Source organism: Pseudoalteromonas sp. S3776, assembly GCF_005886915.1.
Lineage (GTDB): Bacteria > Pseudomonadota > Gammaproteobacteria > Enterobacterales > Alteromonadaceae > Pseudoalteromonas.
This window is the reverse complement of sequence record NZ_PNCU01000015.1, coordinates 82,996-103,634: the sequence shown is the minus strand read 5'-3', so window position 1 is coordinate 103,634 and position 20,639 is coordinate 82,996. Positions and strand designations below refer to the sequence as shown.

Annotated in this window: 23 protein-coding genes; 14 read left to right on the top strand and 9 right to left on the bottom strand. The window is 37.0% G+C overall.

Going from position 1 to position 20,639, the window contains the following annotated elements:
• Window positions 1-223 precede the first annotated feature (223 nt).
• Window positions 224-1,087 carry a protease HtpX gene (gene htpX / locus CWC16_RS07650; protein ID WP_138541112.1) on the top strand — a complete coding sequence of 288 codons (864 nt, stop codon included), beginning with the start codon at window positions 224-226 and terminating at the stop codon, window positions 1,085-1,087.
• An 80-nt stretch (window positions 1,088-1,167) separates the two neighbouring features.
• Here the strand turns inward: htpX and gloA are convergent, their stop codons facing one another.
• Window positions 1,168-1,695, bottom strand: coding sequence for a lactoylglutathione lyase (gene gloA / locus CWC16_RS07645; RefSeq protein WP_138541111.1), 528 nt, complete (start codon window positions 1,693-1,695; stop codon window positions 1,168-1,170).
• Window positions 1,696-1,803: 108 nt separating this feature from the next.
• On the opposite strand from gloA, the gene CWC16_RS07640 reads away from it, so the two are divergent.
• Together CWC16_RS07640 and CWC16_RS07635 are read left to right on the top strand one after the other, a co-directional pair.
• A complete protein-coding gene (locus CWC16_RS07640; RefSeq protein ID WP_138541110.1) occupies window positions 1,804-2,244 on the top strand; it encodes a GNAT family N-acetyltransferase in 441 nt (146 codons plus the stop codon).
• A 106-nt stretch (window positions 2,245-2,350) separates the two neighbouring features.
• Window positions 2,351-2,860, top strand: coding sequence for a DUF421 domain-containing protein (locus CWC16_RS07635; protein WP_138541109.1), 510 nt, complete (start codon window positions 2,351-2,353; stop codon window positions 2,858-2,860).
• Window positions 2,861-2,931: 71 nt separating this feature from the next.
• On the opposite strand, the gene CWC16_RS07630 is transcribed toward CWC16_RS07635, so the two are convergent.
• The gene (locus CWC16_RS07630) at window positions 2,932-3,552 is read right to left on the bottom strand and encodes a trimeric intracellular cation channel family protein (protein WP_007586765.1); all 621 of its coding nucleotides are present in this window, start codon (window positions 3,550-3,552) and stop codon (window positions 2,932-2,934) included.
• A 416-nt stretch (window positions 3,553-3,968) separates the two neighbouring features.
• On the opposite strand from CWC16_RS07630, the gene CWC16_RS07625 reads away from it, so the two are divergent.
• From CWC16_RS07625 to CWC16_RS07585, 9 genes are all read left to right on the top strand, one after another.
• Window positions 3,969-4,565 carry a cold shock domain-containing protein gene (locus CWC16_RS07625; RefSeq protein WP_138541108.1) on the top strand — a complete coding sequence of 199 codons (597 nt, stop codon included), beginning with the start codon at window positions 3,969-3,971 and terminating at the stop codon, window positions 4,563-4,565.
• A gap of 260 nt (window positions 4,566-4,825) precedes the next feature.
• A complete protein-coding gene (locus CWC16_RS07620; RefSeq protein WP_138541107.1) occupies window positions 4,826-5,473 on the top strand; it encodes a hypothetical protein in 648 nt (215 codons plus the stop codon).
• A gap of 220 nt (window positions 5,474-5,693) precedes the next feature.
• Entirely contained in the window at window positions 5,694-6,050 is a 357-nt protein-coding gene (locus CWC16_RS07615) for a hypothetical protein (RefSeq protein ID WP_138541106.1), read from the top strand.
• The gene (locus tag CWC16_RS07610; RefSeq protein WP_138541105.1) at window positions 6,050-6,664 is read left to right on the top strand and encodes an ABC-three component system protein; all 615 of its coding nucleotides are present in this window, start codon (window positions 6,050-6,052) and stop codon (window positions 6,662-6,664) included. Before CWC16_RS07615 ends, CWC16_RS07610 begins: the two co-directional genes overlap by 1 nt.
• Window positions 6,664-7,158 carry an ABC-three component system middle component 5 gene (locus CWC16_RS07605; RefSeq protein ID WP_249929194.1) on the top strand — a complete coding sequence of 165 codons (495 nt, stop codon included), beginning with the start codon at window positions 6,664-6,666 and terminating at the stop codon, window positions 7,156-7,158. The genes CWC16_RS07610 and CWC16_RS07605 overlap by 1 nt, the downstream gene beginning before the upstream one ends.
• Entirely contained in the window at window positions 7,151-9,061 is a 1,911-nt protein-coding gene (locus CWC16_RS07600) for an SMC family protein (RefSeq protein ID WP_138541104.1), read from the top strand. The genes CWC16_RS07605 and CWC16_RS07600 overlap by 8 nt, the downstream gene beginning before the upstream one ends.
• A 366-nt stretch (window positions 9,062-9,427) precedes the next feature.
• Window positions 9,428-9,841 (top strand): hypothetical protein, encoded by a 414-nt coding sequence (locus CWC16_RS07595; RefSeq protein ID WP_138541103.1) that lies wholly within the window; start codon window positions 9,428-9,430, stop codon window positions 9,839-9,841.
• Between the two features lie 105 nt (window positions 9,842-9,946).
• Window positions 9,947-10,303 (top strand): hypothetical protein, encoded by a 357-nt coding sequence (locus CWC16_RS07590; protein WP_138541102.1) that lies wholly within the window; start codon window positions 9,947-9,949, stop codon window positions 10,301-10,303.
• Between the two features lie 394 nt (window positions 10,304-10,697).
• Complete coding sequence (locus tag CWC16_RS07585) at window positions 10,698-11,264, top strand: PDDEXK-like family protein (RefSeq protein ID WP_138541101.1); 567 nt, start codon at window positions 10,698-10,700, stop codon at window positions 11,262-11,264.
• A 178-nt stretch (window positions 11,265-11,442) separates the two neighbouring features.
• Here CWC16_RS07585 and CWC16_RS07580 read toward each other — a convergent pair whose 3' ends face one another.
• A complete protein-coding gene (locus CWC16_RS07580) occupies window positions 11,443-12,045 on the bottom strand; it encodes a thiamine biosynthesis protein ThiC (RefSeq protein ID WP_138541100.1) in 603 nt (200 codons plus the stop codon).
• 223 nt (window positions 12,046-12,268) lie between these two features.
• On the bottom strand, window positions 12,269-12,970 hold the full coding sequence (locus CWC16_RS07575) for a metal-dependent hydrolase (RefSeq protein WP_138541099.1): 702 nt from the start codon (window positions 12,968-12,970) through the stop codon (window positions 12,269-12,271).
• Between the two features lie 224 nt (window positions 12,971-13,194).
• Between CWC16_RS07575 and CWC16_RS07570 the strand changes: the two genes are divergently transcribed.
• Window positions 13,195-13,617, top strand: a complete 423-nt coding sequence (locus CWC16_RS07570) for a hypothetical protein (protein WP_138541098.1) — start codon at window positions 13,195-13,197, stop codon at window positions 13,615-13,617.
• Window positions 13,618-13,627: 10 nt separating this feature from the next.
• On the opposite strand, the gene CWC16_RS07565 is transcribed toward CWC16_RS07570, so the two are convergent.
• The 5 genes from CWC16_RS07565 to CWC16_RS07545 form a co-directional block, all read right to left on the bottom strand.
• The gene (locus CWC16_RS07565; RefSeq protein ID WP_138541097.1) at window positions 13,628-15,259 is read right to left on the bottom strand and encodes a sensor domain-containing diguanylate cyclase; all 1,632 of its coding nucleotides are present in this window, start codon (window positions 15,257-15,259) and stop codon (window positions 13,628-13,630) included.
• Window positions 15,252-15,692 (bottom strand): type 2 periplasmic-binding domain-containing protein, encoded by a 441-nt coding sequence (locus CWC16_RS07560; RefSeq protein ID WP_138541096.1) that lies wholly within the window; start codon window positions 15,690-15,692, stop codon window positions 15,252-15,254. The genes CWC16_RS07565 and CWC16_RS07560 overlap by 8 nt, the downstream gene beginning before the upstream one ends.
• 2 nt (window positions 15,693-15,694) lie before the next feature.
• Window positions 15,695-16,957, bottom strand: a complete 1,263-nt coding sequence (locus CWC16_RS07555) for a hypothetical protein (protein ID WP_138541095.1) — start codon at window positions 16,955-16,957, stop codon at window positions 15,695-15,697.
• A 277-nt stretch (window positions 16,958-17,234) separates the two neighbouring features.
• Window positions 17,235-18,428, bottom strand: coding sequence for a beta-ketothiolase BktB (gene bktB, locus CWC16_RS07550; protein WP_138541094.1), 1,194 nt, complete (start codon window positions 18,426-18,428; stop codon window positions 17,235-17,237).
• Window positions 18,429-18,503: 75 nt separating this feature from the next.
• Window positions 18,504-19,658 carry a YbfB/YjiJ family MFS transporter gene (locus tag CWC16_RS07545; protein WP_138541093.1) on the bottom strand — a complete coding sequence of 385 codons (1,155 nt, stop codon included), beginning with the start codon at window positions 19,656-19,658 and terminating at the stop codon, window positions 18,504-18,506.
• A 143-nt stretch (window positions 19,659-19,801) separates the two neighbouring features.
• Here CWC16_RS07545 and CWC16_RS07540 point away from each other — a divergent pair, with 143 nt between their 5' ends.
• Window positions 19,802-20,638, top strand: a complete 837-nt coding sequence (locus CWC16_RS07540; RefSeq protein WP_138541092.1) for a LysR family transcriptional regulator — start codon at window positions 19,802-19,804, stop codon at window positions 20,636-20,638.
• Window position 20,639 lies beyond the last annotated feature (1 nt).

Genomic DNA, 20,639 nt, shown 5'->3' with positions numbered 1-20,639 from the left:
TTATTGGCGTAACGAGGTTTAATAACTGCGTTACGCCACACTTAACTCCCTTTTTAAACTCCTCAAAAAATTTATTAATAAACCTGCAAATAACCCTTGCGTTATGACATAGTTTGTCACAGAATAGCCTCAACGCTATGACATAGTGTGTCATAGCGTAATGATTGCTTTAACCTAATTTTATTTTATGTTCGGTGATCAAACCTATTTTTGTGAGGACAATATGAAACGTATATTTTTGTTTTTATTAACTAACCTAGCGGTTATGTTGGTATTAGGTGTAGTGCTTTCAATAATAATGAGCGCGCTGGGTTTAAGCCATCGTAGCCTTGGCGGAATATTACTTATAGCCTCTGTATTTGGCTTTGGTGGCTCGTTTATTTCGTTATTTATGTCTAAGTGGATTGCTAAAAAATCAACAGGCGCACAGGTAATTACCCAACCGCGTAATGAAACCGAGCATTGGCTTGTACAAACCGTATCTGCACAAGCTCAAAAAGCAGGTATAAACATGCCTGAAGTAGCCATTTACGACAGTCCAGAAATGAACGCCTTTGCAACTGGTCCAAGTAAAAACAACTCGCTGGTGGCGGTAAGCACAGGTTTATTACATAACATGAATCAAGACCAAGCCGAAGCCGTACTTGCCCACGAGGTTTCGCACGTTGCTAATGGCGACATGGTAACGCTTACGCTAATACAAGGCGTGGTAAATACCTTTGTAATATTTGCCGCCAAAGTACTGGCAGGCATAGTCGATAACTTTTTAAATGGCGATGAAGAAGAGGGCGGTAGCAGCTGGTCTTACTTTTTATTCGACATGTTATTCCAAGTTGTATTTGGAGTACTGGCAAGCATAGTGGTTGCAAGTTACAGCCGTAAACGCGAATTTGCTGCCGACAGTGGCGCCGCTAAATTGGTAGGTGCAGACAAAATGCGTTCTGCCCTTGAGCGATTAAAGCAAAACCACCCGTCGCAATTACAAGGCTCAATGATGGCCTTTGGTATTGCAAGTGGAAAAGGGATGGCTGAGCTGTTTTCATCTCACCCACCACTTGATGCGCGAATAGACGCACTACGTAAATAAGTAACCCTTATTTAAAACACAAAAGCCAGCTTAATAGCTGGCTTTTTAGTATGTGCTGACTGGTTTATCAAGCGTTCAGGTTATTTACCAAAAATAATATCAGTAATGCCCTCAGGTGAAAGTATTTCTATCCAGTAGCCGTCGGGGTCTTTTATAAATGCTAAGCCCTTCATTGAGCCATCATCTGGCTTTTTAACAAATTCTACATCGTATTTTGCAAAGCGCTCACTGGCAGCGTAAACATCTGGCACGCTAATGCCAATATGGCCAAAGCCTTTAGGCTCTTGGTTGCCACTGTGGTAGCCCTCAAAGTTATCGTCGTCTTCTGTGCCCCAGTTATGAGTAAGCTCAATAAGCGCAGGGCGGCCAAATACCCATTTAGCTTTGCTTTTATCATCACCTTGGGGCTGCTCTGGCTCGTAGCCTAAAAAGTACAGTGTAAACTTCATTTCAGGAAAGTCATACTTACCTAATAGCTTCATACCTAATACATTTTGATAAAATTCGAGTGACGGTTTGGGATCTTTAATACGCAACATAGTTTGTTGCATCACATAGCCTTTAGTGGCTTGTTCAATTTGCTCTGGCGATTCGTTGTAGCTAGACATGGTAATCCTTTGTATAAATTAAGAAGCGAAAATAGAGATATAATGCTTAAATTATTATAATCAACCGTCGTTTAAATTACATAGCGCAATTTTAAAATAAGGAAGTACATGGCTATTACAATAACCACGGGCACATTGAAGGATATAACTGCTGTAAGTAAACATATTCCCGAACTTTTAACCACTATTGATAACCAAGCTTTGGATAGCCGCTTAAATAATAAAAAAGCACTTATATTAGTGGCCTACCATGAAAATGAATTAGTCGGTTTTAAAATTGGCTATGAGCAGTCTAATTCGCAATTTTATAGCTGGCTTGGTGGCGTACATCATAAATACCGAAGGCGTGGTATAGCTAAAAAGCTACTTATTCAGCAGGAGCAATGGGCCGCTGAGCAAGGCTATACCCATATACATGTAAAATCGATGAACCGGTTTCCTCAAATGCTTAGTATGTTAATCACAAATGGCTATCACATAGCTGGCTATGTCGATAAACACAGTACGATGCTCAGTAAAATTAAGTTTGTAAAACAATTAGCAAAATAAAATAGGGCGCTTTATTCATCGTTATTTAACTAAGTGCCATGTAGGGTTCAAATAACTACTGCGGGCAATTACTTATACAGAAAATAACGTATATAAAGGAGTGACTATGTTTTTTGATGATATGCAGGGCTTAATGCGCGTACTTATTATTGGCGTGCTGGGTTATGTAGCGCTTGTATTTTGGCTACGTATATCGGGTAAGCGTACGCTTTCTAAATGGAACGTGTTTGATTTTATTGTCACTATTGCGCTGGGTTCTATTTTAGCCTCGGTGATCATTACAAAAAGCGTTGCGCTGCTAGAGGGCATGCTCGCGTTTGTAGTATTAATAGGGCTGCAATATTTCATTACGTGGCTAAGTGTGCGCTCATCTACATTTGCTTCGCTTATAAAAGCAGAGCCTACGCTGTTACTAAGTGAGGGTGAATACTGCACGGCGGCTCTTAAATCGCAGCGGGTAACAAAATCAGAAATTCGCGCGGCTATTCGTGGTGCGGGTATATTAGCTATAGAAGATGTAGCCGCCGTAGTGCTAGAAACCGATGGCAGTTTTAGTGTACTTAAACAAAATAACAGTGGGTTAAAAACCGCGTTAAGTGATGTAAGCGAGCAATAAAGTAAGGCGCTAGTACTTATATTAATTAAGGCAGGTTTAATACCTGCCTTATTTTGTAGTAAAGCGTATTTTTATTTAGCGTGTTGCTCTAACAAACTAAAGGTTGGTAGGCGCCATTTAAAGCGTATTGACGCCATACGTATTAAATAGCCTGCAACAAGGCTTACAATAATGCTGATGTTGTCATCAATATTGTAATGGTGCAGTGCCAAGTATAAACATGCAACCAGTAACGATACACTCGCGTATAGCTCGTTATGTAATACAAGCGGCGCTTGGCGACATATTAAATCTCGCAGTAATCCTCCAAACACACCGGTTACAACCGCAGCCACTACGCAAATACCATAATGCAAGCCCATATTTAGCCCCACTTGGCAGCCAATAATGCTAAACGCCGCAAGGCCCAGCGCATCTAAGCGCATAAATATTCCCTTAAATTTAACTACCCATTTAGCCAGCCACGTAGTGACAATACCGGCAATACACGTAATTAACAGGTATTCTGGGTGCTGTACCCAGGTAAGCGGGTAATTGCCAAGTAATATATCGCGCACGCTGCCACCACCAATGGCTGTTGCACTGGCAACCAGTACAACACCAAACCAATCCATTTTCATTCGCCCTGCGCTAAGTGCGCCGGTCATGGCTTCTGCGGTAATACCAATAATATAAACAACGGTTAGTAGCATACGATAATCACTTGAAATTTGTATCTAAAATAAAGCCGCAATTGTATAGATAAACACGCCAAATAACGAATGAGAAATCATACTAAATTGGCTTAATTTAGATAAAAATAACTAATGCATAATCGCAGTGTAAACAAGCTGTTAAGTTAAATGATAAAGTATAGTTAGCAGTAATAAAACGAAGGGCAAATGGCCGTAACTTATAAAATAAAACAGGCCATTTGTTTTTCTACTTTTTAAACCTAACAGCTAGCTATTTATCACATGTGTATTAGTGCTGTGGCACTTGTTTTAAGTATTTAAATTAACCTAGTATGAATATTTGGTTGCATCGTCCTAATTTAGGAACGTATACTAACAAGCGTTAACTTAAATGGAATTTGCGTAATTGCAGCTTAATCAGCACAGGTAAATACATGAACAAAGGATTGTTAAAAGCGTGGAATGACGAAAAGGGCTTTGGTTTTATTAAATCAGACACCCAAGCGCACGACACCTTTATACACATTTCATCGCTCAAACACATGAGCCGCAAGCCAAAAGTGGGCGACACTATTTATTTTGAAGTCGCCACACAACCCGACGGAAAATCAAAAGCCGTTAATTGCCGAATTGAAGGCATAGCTGCACTTAAAGTCACGCCTAAAAAATCAAACCATCATCGTGTTGCTAAATCTAATTTTACCAACAGCTTTTTAGGCAAAGTCGCCTCAATTAGTATTATCGCCGTACTTGGCTTTATCGCGGTAAATAAATACAACCATTATAAAAGTAACGAGCAATTTAATGGCCAAACACCTGTTATTACCAACGCCGATTTAGCCACCTTTGACGAGCAATATCCAAAAGTCGTTATTCCTAAAAACACGCAAAATTTTACCTGTGATGGCAGGCAGCACTGTAGCCAAATGACTTCACGTGCAGAAGCGGTGTTTTTTATTAATAACTGCCCGAACACAAAAATGGATGGTGATAGGGATGGTGATCCTTGTGAAAGAGATACAAGGTTTTAGTGGCTAGGGCATTTATAAGTTTTGTAGTCAAAGGTTAAGTAAAGATAGGATTTATTACAAGATGTATGTAAATACAGTAATGCGAGGTTTGTCCCATAACATTATTAAAAATCGTTTTAGGTTAAATAACAATGTCTGCATATAAATCATGTAGTTACTTGTTTTAATGGAGTTATTTAGCATAATTATCAATAAATTATTAGATGCCGTTTTGGTGCGTTAAATAAGTTGTTCTGCCTATTCCATCATAAGGAGATGTAATGAAGTCTAGAGATCTAAAAACTATTCACGATTTAATTATCAGTGATTATAAAATTGAACCAATCGGTAATGGAAAATTCGTTCACTCCTTTAAACCTGCCACAACAAAAACTGTGTACCAGTTTGAGGCAAACGGTACACCTGAAGTCAAAGAAGGTGAACGGTATAATATTGGATATTATGATGACGAACATGGTAATAAAATAATAGAAACATCATGTTTATCAAAAAACACCGAAGTTAACCCTATGCTTAGTTACTTATATGCAACAAAGCTATCTGAAGGCAAGCATGAAGTTAATAAAGGTAAAAATGATGACCGTGTCAGCCATACTGCACAGGACGGCTATTATTGGGGTAAAAAGTATGCTTGGCGCGAGTTTGGTTTAGTAATATCTAAAGATGCTTTTTTTACATATTTAAAAGAAATAAATCATCCTAGAGTAGAGTGTATTACTCGAAACCCTGATATGGGGTTTAGTAATATTGGTGAGCCTTCAACTGCGTATAAAGAAGAAGGTTTAGCTGAAGCTATAAGTGCTTTAATTTCTTCTGCAGTTAAAATGACTAATGTTCGCTTTAAGTCTCCTTTATATTCCAAGCAATTTGTAATTAAGGGTATTGAAGCAATTACAGATAAAAAATAAACATAATATGCGTTTAGAGTGGGACAAAGGACTGTTGGTTAATTCCGCTTTACTTCATATATTATGGTTTCCGAACGCAGAACCAAATTCTTTAAAAGCTTAGCGTTGATTTAAGAAGATAGTTTAGTGATTTAGGATGATGTAGTTGTTTTACAGCCTAGTTTATTACAATGTGCCTTCTGCTAAAGTTTATATTAATTATTTTAAGGGCAAGTGAGTTATGGATTGGAAGAGTGCATTGAAAATCGCAGGACCATCAGCGATAGCCGCTTGGGTTTTTGTTGAATTGATTAAAAGCTATTTATCTACTTCTGAAATTTTTAAAACGAGTATGTATTTAAATTTCACGCTCCTTATTATCATATTTTCTTTTTGTGTAATTATGGGGTGGTTATGGGTACGTAGTAGTAATGAAAAAAATAAGGTAGAACCAACAGAGAAGAAGATTAAAGGGAATGAAATTTGTGATAATGAAGTAGGTAATGATTTATCAGTTGGTAGTATAGATACGAATATTGTCGACAACAAAATTTCTAAAAACAAGGTAGAAGGCTCTATAAACATTGGTAGTAAATAATGAGTATACAAGACCAAAATAGATCATTAACTCCAATTTATTCTAAAGATATTTCTGGTAATGAAATTAAAGATAATGATATTGGTGGAGACTTAAATATTGGAAGTACGGTGGTTAAAATTCCATCATATAACATTTCAGTGGGAGCAGAGTCTCTTAAGGTATTAATAAATGAACATGAAAAATTGAAAGAAGAAAGCCCCATTTATCTTTATGTTCTTGAAGAGCTTGAAAGTAAAATTACAGATAGCGAGTCTAGAGAAGTAATTGGGCTAGAAAACAAATTAATCAAAGCAAATAAAGCTGTTTTTCTTGATGAGGCCCTTATATCTAGTCAGAAAGCTTCAAAAATGATTTTAAGGTTTCAGAACATAAAGTCATATCAAATTATATTCAATCATGTTTTAAGCCTTATTATAACAAGGTTTCGCTCACAAATAGCCCCTTTGATTAAAGATGGTGTAGACGATTTAACTATTAAAACGATGATTAATACCGTTATTGTTGAGCCCTTAAATCAAGAAGTAAGCTTAGCTGGCGGCTATATCACTACTGAGTTAATTGAAGGGATGTTGTATTTCCTTACAGAAAAGTGTCATGTGGAGTGGGTATAATGATTATTTATCATCCAGCTCACGATGTAAATCATTGTTCTTATAGAATATTGAATATTTTATATGGGACGAAGAATAATAAAGTACATTGTGACATGCTAAAAATTGTTAGTTTTTATTATGTATACCCTCATCTATTAAAACGCATGGAAAGCTTTCCAAGACCATTAAACTATCAAGCAAAAAAAATTAGTAATATAAGTGATTCATTTGAGTTAACACCAAGCCCAACTAGTCTGTTTTTTGAAATGCATTCAACACACGAAGCAGCAATTTTTTCTTTGTATCAGAGATCTTTAATTAATATTGAACGCAATATTGTAAGTCTCGAAAAACAAAACCTTCCAAATGAACTAATTCAGGAATTTAAAAAAGATAAACTTACAAAGAGTGATCTTTTTAAAATCCTTGTTGAGTGTTTACCTAAAGTTAAATTGGATGGGGACAATGGCCTTAAGGCAAAAAGTGGATTAATGGAATATAAATATGATTAGGTCAAATTTTTTTGTAGAGCGCCTAGTAATCATAAAGTCAGGAAGTAGTGTTTATGATGAAGAGTTTCACCAAGGAATAAATGTTATTAGGGGTGATCACTCTGTTGGAAAAACAACAATATTAGAACTTTTATTTTATGTTCTTGGCGGAGAAATTAAAGACAACCAATGGCTCTATCCTGCAGATCACTGTGATGAAATATATTGTCAGATTAATATTAATGGAACTTCCTTTACAATAAAAAGAGATATTGAAAAGGGTAAAATTCCCCCAATACGAATCCAAGATGGTTCTTATGATGTTACGAGCTTAGATAATCTAGGTTGGAAAAAATTTGGCCCTAGAAGAAGTGAATCTGGTGAACGAGTTTCTTTTTCACAACAAATGTTTGATTTGTTAGGCTGGGACAATCATAAGTCTGATGATTATGCCAATTTGACAATGCACCAAATTCTTAGATTCCTATATGTAGATCAAGAAACTGGATCTACAAAAATTTTTCGTGCAGAAGATAATCCTCGTGGTGATAGTGAAGGTATACGAACTGCAATTGCTGAATTTTTATTGGGCTTAGATAATCTTGACACGCATAAATTGAGACAACAACTTATTTTGGCAGAAAGAGAATTTGATAAGGTAGCTGCTGATTTAAATGCAATGTATAAAGTATTAGGAAGTGATTCAGGTTTGACACTTGATGTTTTAAATGCTCAAGTAATAAATATTTCTGATGAGATTGTATCTTTACAGGATAAAGGCGTTGACTTAAAAGCAACTACTGAAATTGAAGTCGATTCTGCATCTAATTACAAGGATCTAGAAAAGAAAGTCGACCTATTTAGCCGACAACTTCAGTCTTTAAATATTGAAATACAAGCAACAACTGGTGAAATAGTTGATTGTGAACTATTTGGAGACTCACTTGATTTTAGAAAAAAATCATTGCTAGAATCAAAATCTGCTTTTGATTGCATAGGTGCAATGAAGTACACACACTGTCCTTGCTGCTTGGAAGAGATTAATTCTTCTAATGAGGATACTTGCCATTTATGTAATGCCCCAAATAAAGCGTCAAATCATTCGAATAATTATATGCAAATTTTGACAGAGCTTGATTTTCAAATTAAAAGCAATGCTAAAGTTTTAGGTGATTACAAAAGCCATTTAGGAGGTCTGAAATCTGCACATATAATTGCAGAGTCTCACCTAAAAAATTCTCAAAGTGAGTTACAGTCAAGTTCAAAAACTGTAGATATAGAAACTCAGGAGTTGATTAAAAGATCAAAGAAGATTGGGTATTTAGAGTCTGAAATTAAAAATATTGAAAAACAAATAAAAATAATCAGCGATTTAGATAAATATAAATCTAAGAAATCCGAGCTAAATAGCACAATTACAGATCTCCGTGAAAAAATTGTAGCCGCAGCCGTCTCAAGCAAGAGTAGAAGAGATAAGGTTAATCTAGGAATCTGTGAAAATATGTTACCTATTCTTCACTCCGATTTACGAGATAATGGAAAGCCTTATGAAGAAGTTTTCGCGGCTGCGGAGAGTAATGATATTGAAATTGATTTTTCAAGAGATAGAACACTAATAGATGGAAGGGTGAAATTTTCAGGCAGCTCTAACTATATAAAAAAGAACGCTTTTTATCTTTCTGCTTTACTAGAGTCATTGTCAGATCCGCTTTACAGACTACCGAGATTTTTAATGCTAGATGCCATTGAAAATGGTGGCATGAAAGCTTTTAGAAGTCATAACTTTCAACGTTCCATCGTAGAAATGTTTAAAGATAAAAAAGACTTTCAAATAATACTTTGTACCTCAATGGCTTTAGATGATTTAAATAATGATAAATATGGTGTTGGTCCTTATTACGTGGGGAATGTAATTAATGTTTAACATTTTCACATGAAATACCAGACAAAGGGGGTCAGGTCTTTCTTTTTGCCTTTTCGTATTTAGTAAAAAACTTAACAAGACACACATCTTAAATTTTGAAATTAAGATGTGTAAGTCTAAATGAATTGAACGGGTGTCATCCTAATTCTCGTTATAAATACAGTGGTTTGAGTTTTGTCCCATAACATTATTAAAAGGCGTTATGGGGTTAAATAACAAAGGCTACTGGGTAGCAATTGTTATTGTCTGATTATAAACGAGTTGTTTGGTGTGATTTTCAAGCAACGTAATATACGCCGTTTTGGGGTGTTATAATCCCCCAAAGTGGGTTTCAATAAGCTGTTATATGCAAAGGAATCTCCAGAAATGGATGCGCTCGAAAAATTAGCGGAGAGAAACCGCCAACATAATAAAATAAAAAAGGATGAAAAATTCTTAACGTATTTTGTTTTGTTAGGCTTATTGCCTTTCTATGCAGATCTCATTTATTCTAAATTTGTTGTTGGTTTAGAGTTTTCTGAAAGCTTTGGGTATTTCCTGCTATCACTGGCCGGGAATTGTATATTCGCTTTTCCTGTTTTAGGTATGGGGAGTCTTTTACTTTTTCCTCGATTACTGAAATTGTTTACTTTAATTGGTATTCAAACTTGGTTTGCATATTTTTGGGTATTCCATGACTTAACTTGGGTTGGCTTTTTCCCTTTAGTAATTGTGTATATAACTTTTCATATACAATTACCAAAAATAAAGCAACATGCCGCAGAAGAAGATGGTATATAAAAAGCTAATAAATAAGGATAAAAAACAGTTGGCTGTTTTCGTTCCACAACATTTTAGCCAACAATTTTTAGCCTGTTATTTGGGCGTTAATTTGCACAGGGATATATGAATACGCCTCAAATTTCATTGGAACATGGATATACCATTTTGCTACTTGTTGGTAGTTCTATGCTTATCTTTTTATTATCTGTACAAAGATTCGTTGTAGGATTTAAAGCTTTGAATCATTTTTGGTTAGCAGATAGCACTGCTAAAGAATTGTCATATTTTAAATTTCTAATCAGTGTCTTTGCTAGTTCATTATTTGATAGCAATATGAATACGCAACGTTTACTAGCTATGGCTAAGCTCAAATCTAGTTTACGCTTATTTTTACTCGCGTTTTTTATTTTATTATTTAGTCGTAATGGTGGTTTTGAGTTTGTTGAAAGCTTAATTACAGCGATGAGTAATGAAAATTAACAAGGCACCCATTAGAAAAAGCCAATTCAGTCAAAGAGAGCGTCTAATCTTATAAATTTTGATTCAATCTATTAGCCCTCTAAAAGCGCAGCGCCTCTAATCCTCTTTGTGAATTAGTCTTAAAAATAAGATGGCTGTCACTCTAAAGGTAAGTTACATGGGGTCAAGTTACATGGGGTCAAATCTTGACTTCACACATCAAATACGAATTGGTTAAAAGGTTTTTGATTTAGCTATTTTACCCTTTAAATCGAAGCGCCTCATAAACTTTTTGTAAGTTATTTTTTAGATTGCAAAGAGGGGATTAACTAAAAAATTAAGTTTATACCTACAGTATAATAACTCCCAAAGTAAGAAACTGTACACATATAGTTTGTCAAAAAGGACCCTTACATTGACAACAAAAAGAAAATTCATTCAAAGTATTCCCAATAAAATGACAGATCCAATTACTGGTTTTAAAGCTAGCAATGAGACAGAGTTGAGCACGTTATTGGCCTATCATCATGCAAATAGCTCTATTGATTGGAGTAACGTTGACCTTTATTCAATTCCATATTTATCTGACAAATTCAGTGCTTCAGAATATATTAATTGCTCATCCCCGTTTTACTGTGAATATCCTCTTTTTTCAGATTCAGAAACTGTAGATATATGGGGGCAGATGCCTGCAGATTTACTTTCGTTTTCTAAAAATGAAAATACAATCGTATTAATCGAAAATAAAATTGGAAGTAAATTTACAAGCGCAGGTACTCAGCTTATAAGGCAAGCAAAATTCCTTAAGAAAAGTGGTTTTAAAAACAAAATATTGATAGTTCTAACTTCGGAGTTATTTTTGTCTAAAGGTTGGTATTTAAGCGAAATGCAGAATGTAATCGACAACGTTGAAGATGTTAAAGTTTTTGCTATGAAATGGGAAAATATTTTCAATGCTATTGACTTCACGTATCAAACATAAATTGGTTATATGCTATTTATAGCCTCTAAAAGCGAAGCGCCTCTAATCCTCTTTGTGAATCTGTCTTAAAAATAAGAGCGCTATGACCAAATGTAAAACATCGGCGGATTAGCACTCTAATACACGCCGATGTTTATAACTTATTCAAATAAGCACATTACTTGTAAGGTTTTAAACCTTAGTCTGCTTTACGGTTAAGGCTAAATAAACAGATTGCTAAAAGTAATGTTGCAATCATGCCTGATGCGCCAGCAACACCTGATGGCAAGAATCCATCACGGCCACAGGTAATTAATATTGCATTGGCAAGCATTGCAACTGCGCCTGCAAGGGCTGTAAGGCTACCTAAGGCTTTGCCACCTTTAGCAATAAATGATAGGCCAAATACAAGTGCTGCTAAGCCTAATAATAATTTAGCTGCGTAGTAAATCATGAATGACAACGACACCACGCCACCAATTAAAGGTTGTGCGCCTTCTACTGTGCCCGCCACTTTACCAAATGTTGAAAACAACGTAAGGCCAACGCTTACCTGCACTATGTTAAGCACTGCGCTAAACGCGATAGCAGACCAGCCTAACTGAGCGTTTTTTGCTTGCACCATAGCTGTGCCTGCAAAGGCAACGAGTAAAGTAAATACCAGTGCTTCTAGCCCCCACGCAACTTGCCTTGAAAAACTAATTTCAGCAGTATAAAGCGCTGAATAAATACCCTGTGATATTGCTAATATCAACAATAACGATGCTGTAACTAGGGTGGTGCGTTTATGTGTAAATTCCATTATGAACCTCTTTTTGATTTTATATTTGACGCTTTAAAAGTTTCAGTCGCTTTGCACACATCAAACAGATGAAAGTATTGCCGCTATAAGACAGGTAAAGCGATTTAAAAATTTCAGTTAAACCAATAAAAATAATAATTAATTACAAAAAGGCTAAAATGAGTACGTTTAATAAAACTTAAACTAGCAAAGTGGCATTGATTTAAGCTATTAAACGCTCTTTTTAAGATAAAAGCCTAAAATCAGACCAATCACTTAATGCGGTAATCGTTTGCTCGATAGGCGGGGCTACATAAATTAAACCCGCAATAGCAATAACCGATGCTAACGTTATCAGTTTATTATCAAAGTCGGCAATTTTAAGCGCAGTACCAAAAGAGCGTTTAATAGTGACATTATTTAGATCGACACTGTAAAGCTCATCAAGTAATAAATGAATTAACCCGCCAAGTAAAATAAACCCACCTGTTAACCAGGCAAAAGTAGCGGCGTGTGCGGTTGATTGGTCATTAAGCTTCCACGTTACTTGCGTGGTTAATAGCGCGCAAAGCAGCAAAAATAATAACGAGTGGCAACTGCCTCTATGTACGGTTATCCATTCAAAAATGGGCCTAACAATGTATTTCATGAATCCGTACACCAATAATGGCACCACAATTAACTCTACAAAACTAATTGTAATAATAAGCTCGGTGGTTATGTAATGCAGCACCAGTAATACCGCGCTCAGTGCAAATAAGTTAAAAATAGTATCCAATGATGTAGAGTTATCTGAGTCTATGTCGGGTAATAAGCCGCCAATTGAGCCTAAAAACCATAACCAAAGAGCGTCGTTTAAATCAATATGGCCTGCAGATAATAAAGTGGCTGAACCTAAGCCGGTAATGATGACTGCAGTATTAAGATGAGTATTGAAATTTGCCATTGTATCTCTTGATAGAAAAATAGGTTGGCATTCTATCAATTGAAAACTTAATTGTTCAATTTACTTTAAAGGTTTAGTTGTAAATCTATGTTTTAGAGGGCTGATTTATCACTTTTTACTAGTGTGGATTTGTGAGCTATGAAGTAAGTTGTAATTATTTTTATAAAAATCAATAATAAGCGTAGCTATTTTAGTTTAGCAGACTAAATGAAAGGTCACTTTTTATGAATCAAAATAGATATAAAGCATCGTTTCCTGCGCCTAACATTGGTAGTCACTATTTTGTTTCATCAACGTGGAGTAGTTATGGTTTCTGGGCTTTATTAGCACTGACTCCGCTTGCTCATTACATGATGTACTACAGCGATGACGGTTTAGCGCATGGGGAAGATTTAAACACTTTAGGGTATGTAATATTTGGCGCTATTGTCTTGTTTGTTTTAAATATTGCTGCCCAATCTATATCTTGGTTAGGCAGGCTTTTGGCAGTGGTTTGCTTTAGCATTAGCCTGTTCTTTATATTATTGCTTATCTACCTTAGCGCATATAGTCACTTTCCAATCGCTTATTTAGGTGTTATTTCGTATTTTGGTTTAGCGGCTTATTTTTATAATAAAGATTATTTAAAAGCCTTAAAAATGTTATAGCATTTGCTAGCTAATTTTTTATATCGTCATAAAAGGCCACTTTTCCTCGGCCTGTTTCTTTTACGTGATAGAGGGTTTTATCGCCATTGTGCATTAATTGGTGAAGTTGTGTGCCATCAGTAGGGGCTATCGCAATACCTATGCTGGCACCAATGGCACATGTTTTACTTGGCGCAATAGTAATGGCTTGTTGTAGTTCATTAAGTAAAGTAATAGCTTGCTGATGTGTTGCCGCTTTATCGTAAAAAGTTACGAGCCTTGCAACAATAAATTCATCACCGCCTAAGCGGATACACATATCGTTTTTTTCATGAAAAAGTGTTTTAAACCTGTGCGCTGTTTCAATCAGTACTTTGTCTCCGGCTTCGTGGCCGTAGGTGTCGTTTATGGGTTTAAATTTATCTAAATCTATCATCATAAGAACTAGGTGTTGGTTGTGTTCAGTGCATTCTTGTAAGGCTTTATTAAGGCGTTTTTCACCAGCGCGTCGGTTTAATAAGCCAGTGAGTGGGTCATGATCGGCTTCAAAGCGGGTTTGTAGTTCACGTTCTGCACGATCGGTTACATCATGTAAAATAACTTCTACTAGTTGCTGTGGGTGTGAGTGTCGTTTGCTTTCTCTTTGGTCGGTTAGCCTTACAAATAAGCAATGAAACCAGAGCGTTTTGTGACCCACTTTGCATTCTACATCTAAGGTCGTTTGCGGTGGGTTTTGCGCTGAGCGAATAGCGACTAGTAGGCTTTGTAGTTCGTCTACATTGCCCAAAAGATCAGGAAAATGCAAACTTGGTAATTCTTTTTCGCCAGGTACCGTAAAGTAATGCTCAAATGCTGGGTTGAAGGTGGTGATTGTGTTTTTATCATCAAGTAAACAAATACCAGCGCTGGCTTGTTCAAATATCAGTCTAAATTTAGCTTCAAGCGCTTGGGTTTTTTTACGCAGTGTTTGCTCATTACTAATGGTTAAATGTAGCTCGTGCATTAGGGCATTTATACCCTGCGTTAAGCGGCTTATTTCGTCTCGCTTGCCTTGCTTAAACGTTAGCATTTTAAGGGTTTCTGGCTCGCTCGGGTTTATTTTAGCAAAGCTGTCGGTTAGGTTTTGAATGGGTTGAGTAAGCCAGCGCTGCACAACCAGCGAGACAAAAAATGCGATTACAATAGATTGTATTAGCATTAAAATAAATTCTTTTTTAAGTGCTGCCTGTGCTTGTTGCTGTATAAATTTATCGTCGGGGTATATTGATAATACCCCTATATAGGCGCCTTCTAAAAAAGGGTGAACGAGCTTCACTGACACGGCTTCTTTTTGTTTATTAATCGTGCCATTGGCAATAAACAACGCTATGTCGCCTTTTGCGTTTGTTTCTCCTTGTAGGCTTGCGCCTTGTACTAAATCGTTACTTATAAGGCCATTAATAATTTCTTGGCTTAATTCTTTGTCGTTTAAGTAAGCGGCTATAGCGGCTGTTTTTTCCATTGTTTGCGCTAGTTGTTTAACGAGTAGGTAATTGGTGTTTTTCTTTTCTTTAAAGCCTGAGTAATAAGACAGCATGGACGAGACGATAGACACAACAATAGCAACCATAGCTATTGATAGAGCAACCCGTATATAAAGTTTTTGGCTAATAAATTTAATCAACTGTATAAACCACTTTTACTGCATCGGTCACTTGCGATGACGGAATGTAGCCAATCGCAAATGGTGATGATGCTATTTTGTTTAACGCATCTTTTACAGAAGCTGAGGGCGAGGGGGGCTTAGCACGGCCTGAAAATAACAGCCTTGCCCAATAGGCATTTATTTTTTGCTCGTCTTTATTAACTAGCTTTAAGTAAAAATCGTTTTTAAGTGCTGACTGTGCGGGTAAATCAAAGGGTTGTGAGGTTTCACCGTCTGGGAATGTTAAATAGCGGCCCATGTAAATATCAATAATCTCTCGTTTTGAAAGGCTATTTATAGCATTGTTCTTATTTACGACTACGGCAAACTCTGTTGATTGTGCATAAGAGCTCACAAAAAGCAGGCATAAGGGGAGCATTACATTAAGGGTTAGGTTACGTGCGCTTATCATAACTAAAACACCATACTAGCATTTAAACTAAGTATATGTACTTTATTGCCTTTATTTGCGTCTGACGGATCACTAAGGCTCCACAGCCCAGCACCTTGAGGCTTTATGTCAAAGCGGTCTAACTGGGCTTTAAATACTAAACGATCCGAAAAATGCCATTTTACGCCTACGTTAATTGAGTGTTGGTGAACATTTGTAATTCCTGCAGCGGCTTGAGTTGCAACAGCGAGTTGCTGTATGGGCACAGAAACCTGATCGGGTGTGCCTGGTAAAAACACTGGGTTGTTTACTTTAACTACGTCATGGCGGTTTTTAGCTGCTGAAAAACCGGCGTAAAAAATTGCATCATCTACTCTATAACCTGCACTGATGTAGCCACTAATTACAGATGGTGCCACTATCCAATCAGACTCTGAAACCCCTAACTCAGACTGAATAAGCCAATTATTATTATCGTAAGTAGCGCCAAAAGCTGCGTATTCAATACTGTTGCCTTTGGTGTTAAATTTGTTAGATATGCTTTGTGCTTGCGGCCAAATACTTTGCGGTACTGAGTCGAGTGCGGCAATAAACTCACGCAACGAGCTTTGTTTATAATTTCCAAAATCTGACCTTGATAGCGAAAAACGCATAGTCCATGCATCTTGAATGTATGTTGCACTTAGGGTTGTTAAATTATCAAAATCAATAAAAAAGTCGTCATTATAGGCTTGTAGCTTGGCTGTTGTACTACCGTAAGCAAGTTTTAAACGTAAAAATCCATCGTTAATGGCTTTACTGTATTCAACATCAACACCATCAAAATTACCGGCAATATTTGCAAACGAATAATACGAATGAGGCGGGCGCACCCATAAATAGGCATACCCTGCGTAAGGGTATTCAGAAAGCAAATAAAGGTCGCTATTTAGCCTGCCAGCCCGAATAGCCCAATGGCGGGTAGGGCGATAACGTATAAAGGCCAGCTCTAAAAAATTATCAAAGCTTTTAAAGGCATGATCTTGTATTACAACTTGAAAAACCGAATCCCATTTTTTAGCCAGTGATATATTAGCTTGTCCACCTAAAATAGAATCTCGGGTTGCGGAAAAACCGGCTTCGTTTTCATTTGAGTAGCTAGATGCAAAGCCAATATCTGAATCGTCAGTGTAACTGAGGGTTAAAGAGGCAAATCCACTAAATTGTATATCAAAGTCGTTTGCATAGGTTGTATTTGTAACAAAGGTTGCCAATAACGCTATGGCAATTGTGCCTCGATGCAGCATGTTAGCTCGTATTTATTTACACTTAATATAATAAAAAGATAGCACATTATTTTATATACCCAACTTAACGACACAGTTTTGACTAAATAAATTAGGATGTTAAACCAAAATATTTACATTCTTTTGGATTAGATTTGTTTTTTGGTATTTAATCGTTTGTGAATTCAGATATGTTTTAGTTTTAGACTGCTTTGTGTCACGGTATTGGTAGGTGTAGAAAGTGCATCGACTTAAAGTTAGTATTAATCTCTGCACTTTTTTTAATTTACTTTTTTGATTACAGCGCTTCAAAAATGGCTGCTATACCTTGGCCACCGCCAATACACATAGTGACTAAGCCATACTTGCCTTTAATACGTTTTAGTTCGTACAAACACTTGGTAGATAAAATAGCACCGGTTGCGCCAACAGGGTGGCCAAGCGCTATAGCCCCCCCATTTGGGTTTACTTTATGCTCAGGAAAGTTTAATTCATTTGCTACGCATAATGCTTGTACAGCAAAGGCTTCATTTGATTCTATTACGTCCATGTCATCAATTGTTAAGCCAGTTTTATTAAATACCTGTTGTACAGCAGGGATTGGCCCTGTGCCCATTAATACGGGCTCTACACCTGCTCTTGCATAACCTATTAATCGGCCGAGTGGTTTTAAGCCTTGCTCATTCGCTTTTTGCTCCGACATAAGCACGAGCATGGCTGCTGCATCGTTAATCCCCGACGAGGTTGCTGCTGTTACTGTTCCATTTTGTTTAAAGTAAGGTTTTAACGTAGCTAACTTTTGCTCTGTTGTGTTTTCACGCACATGCTCATCTGTGTCAAACACATGGATATTATTTCGCGTTTTTATCTCTATAGGGACTATTTGCTCTTTAAAGTGTCCTTTAGCTATCGCTTTAGCTGCTTTATGATGACTTTGCGCTGCGTAAGCGTCTTGTTGGTTGCGGGTAATGTTATATTTTTCTGCAATGTTTTCGGCGGTGATCCCCATTGGGTCGTTATCCCATGGATCTTGTAATGTAGTGGCTAGCTCATCAAGCAATGTGCTATTGCCCATTTTTTGGCCCCAGCGGTTACTCTCTAGTGTGTAGGCTGAGCTACTCATGCTTTCTGCGCCGCCTGCTAAAGCTGCATCTACGTCACCTAGTTGAATTTGTTGGGCTGCTTGTATAATGGCTTCTAAACCTGAGCCACATAAACGGTTGAGTGTTACTGCATGACTACTAATTGGTAATCCTGCATCAAGGCCAATGACTCTGGATAGGTAAGCATCTTTAGGGCCATTATGAATAACTTTACCTATTACACATGAGCCCACTTGAGTTGGTGATATATTTGCTCTGGCTAATGCTTCTTTAGCGCAAAGTGTGCCAAGTTCTGCAGGAGTGTAATTTTTAAGACTCCCTCCAAAGCCACCTATAGCGGTGCGTACTGCGCTTAGAATAACTACACTATTGTTATTAAACTTTGTCATTTTTTGTCTCTTATTATTTTTATGCCTATTAACTTATCAAAACATAGTTTGAGTTGTTATGTAATTATAAATTAATTACTTAGAACGTTTTAAAAGCCAAAGTAAAAACAACGTACCAATCATTACTATGAATGCCGATAAATAAAGCGCCATATTATAGTTACCAAAATACGTTAAAAGGTATCCGCTGGGAATGGGGGCTATTATTTGTGCGGCGCCGTAGGCTAGGGTCATTGTGCCCATAAACCTTGCTGGGTTACTGGGGTAAAAGTTACCTGCCATGGTTAATACAAGGCTTACACACGCTATAAAGGTGCCTCCAAACAGTAATACGCTTATTATAATTACAGGTAATGTATTACTTAGAGTTGGGAGCACAATACCAATTGCTTGCAAGGTGTATGCAGCTATTAACGCTTTAATAAAGCCTGTACGCCTAGCTATCCGATCCCATATTAATGCTGCAGGAATTGCTGCTATCCCTAGTAATAAAAAAGCAAAGCTACCTTGCCCTTTTAGGCTATCAACACGCTCCACTATATCAACAATAAATGTAGAGCTAACTGCGTAACCATATCCTGCACAAAAATAGGCCAGCATTATTAATAATTTAAAGGTTTTAGTTGGTGGGTTGTCTTTTTTAGTGACCTTTATTTGTTGTTGAGCGCTTGGGTGTGGCATCCATAGCCATGCGGGTATTGCAATTACAGCCGCCATAACGGCTAAGGCTATCCATTGTTGCTGCCAGTTACTCGCCATGTCGAGCATATGCTCTACGAGCAATGATGTAGCAACAATACTTATACCCGCACCAGCAAAGTGAATCCCAAGCTCTGCGCGGTGATTATTGTTAACTAGCCACTTTAAAATAAGGCCTGAGGCAATAATAAACCCACCTGCGCCGCAAGTACCTGCAATAAAACGTAGTAGTGCCCATACGTATACATTACTGGTTAATACCATTGCCGCAGAGGTAATAAAACTCAAAATAAGGTAAATGTGGTGCAAGTTATATTTGTGATTTAAGTTATGCATGTTTGCAGCTATAAATACACCAAACATATAACCCATAAAGTTGGAGGTGGCTAACCAGCCAGAGCCTAGCTCGGTTAAACCTGCACCATTTTGCATTATGGGTATGAGTAAGCTATACGAAAATCGAGCTACGCCAACGGTGACTATTATGCTGCAAATGCCCGCAAGGTAAGCACGTGTTTTTGTGATGGTCATTTGTTTGTTCTACTTAAAGTTTATAGTTGTTATTCGCTAAGAATACGTGGCTCTGTTAATATAAAAAATTGAATTATTAAGAATTAAAAGTTCTCAGAAAGAGAAGTATTTAGTGACTTATTTAAAATTAATGTAAGAACCCTATGGAAATATTAATACTTAAAACGTTTAAAGCTATTGTTGATGAGGGCGGTATTAAAGGTGCTGCTGAAAAACTAAATACGGTGCAATCAAACGTTACTAATCGCATTAAAAAGCTTGAGCAAGAGCTAAACACAAAACTATTTACGCTAACTGGGCGCAAGCTTGAGCTAACCCCAAGCGGTAAACAGCTTTGTGAATACGCAGATAAAATATTGCAGTTGGAGTATCAGGCAACATCAGCAATTTTAAATAACAAGGGCAGTTATGAGTTACGAATTGGTATGCCCGAAACGTTTGCAGCTGTACATATGCCTTTAGCTTTAAAGCAACTTAAGGATAATTACGCTCATATTAGAGCTAAAATTTTTACAGATACGAGTGATCGACTCGTATTTTCCGTTTTAAATAACAAGGTTGATTGCGCCGCAATTGGTAATGCACCAAAACATGAAAACCTTGAAGTAATTCCCGTTGTGTATGAAGAGTTAGTTTTGGTTACTCCGCTTGATGGCGATCATTACCCGGTATTATTTGTAAGAGATGAGGGATGTGGCTATAGAAAACATGCCCTTGTTTGGCAACAAAGATCAGGGCAAGTAAATGATGAATTAATGATTATGAGTAGCGCCGATGGTGTTTTAGGGTGTGTGTCTGCGGGTTTAGGTTACACAATAATTGGCAAAAACATGGTGGTAGGTAGCCGATACGAAAAGTCGTTGTGTATAAGGCCTGTTAACTTTGGGCCTAAGCATGTAGAGCTTTCTATTGTGTATAGAAAAGATTGCCCATTAGAGCCTGGCGTACTTACTTTGGCCAATCTTTTAAAAACAAAATAAC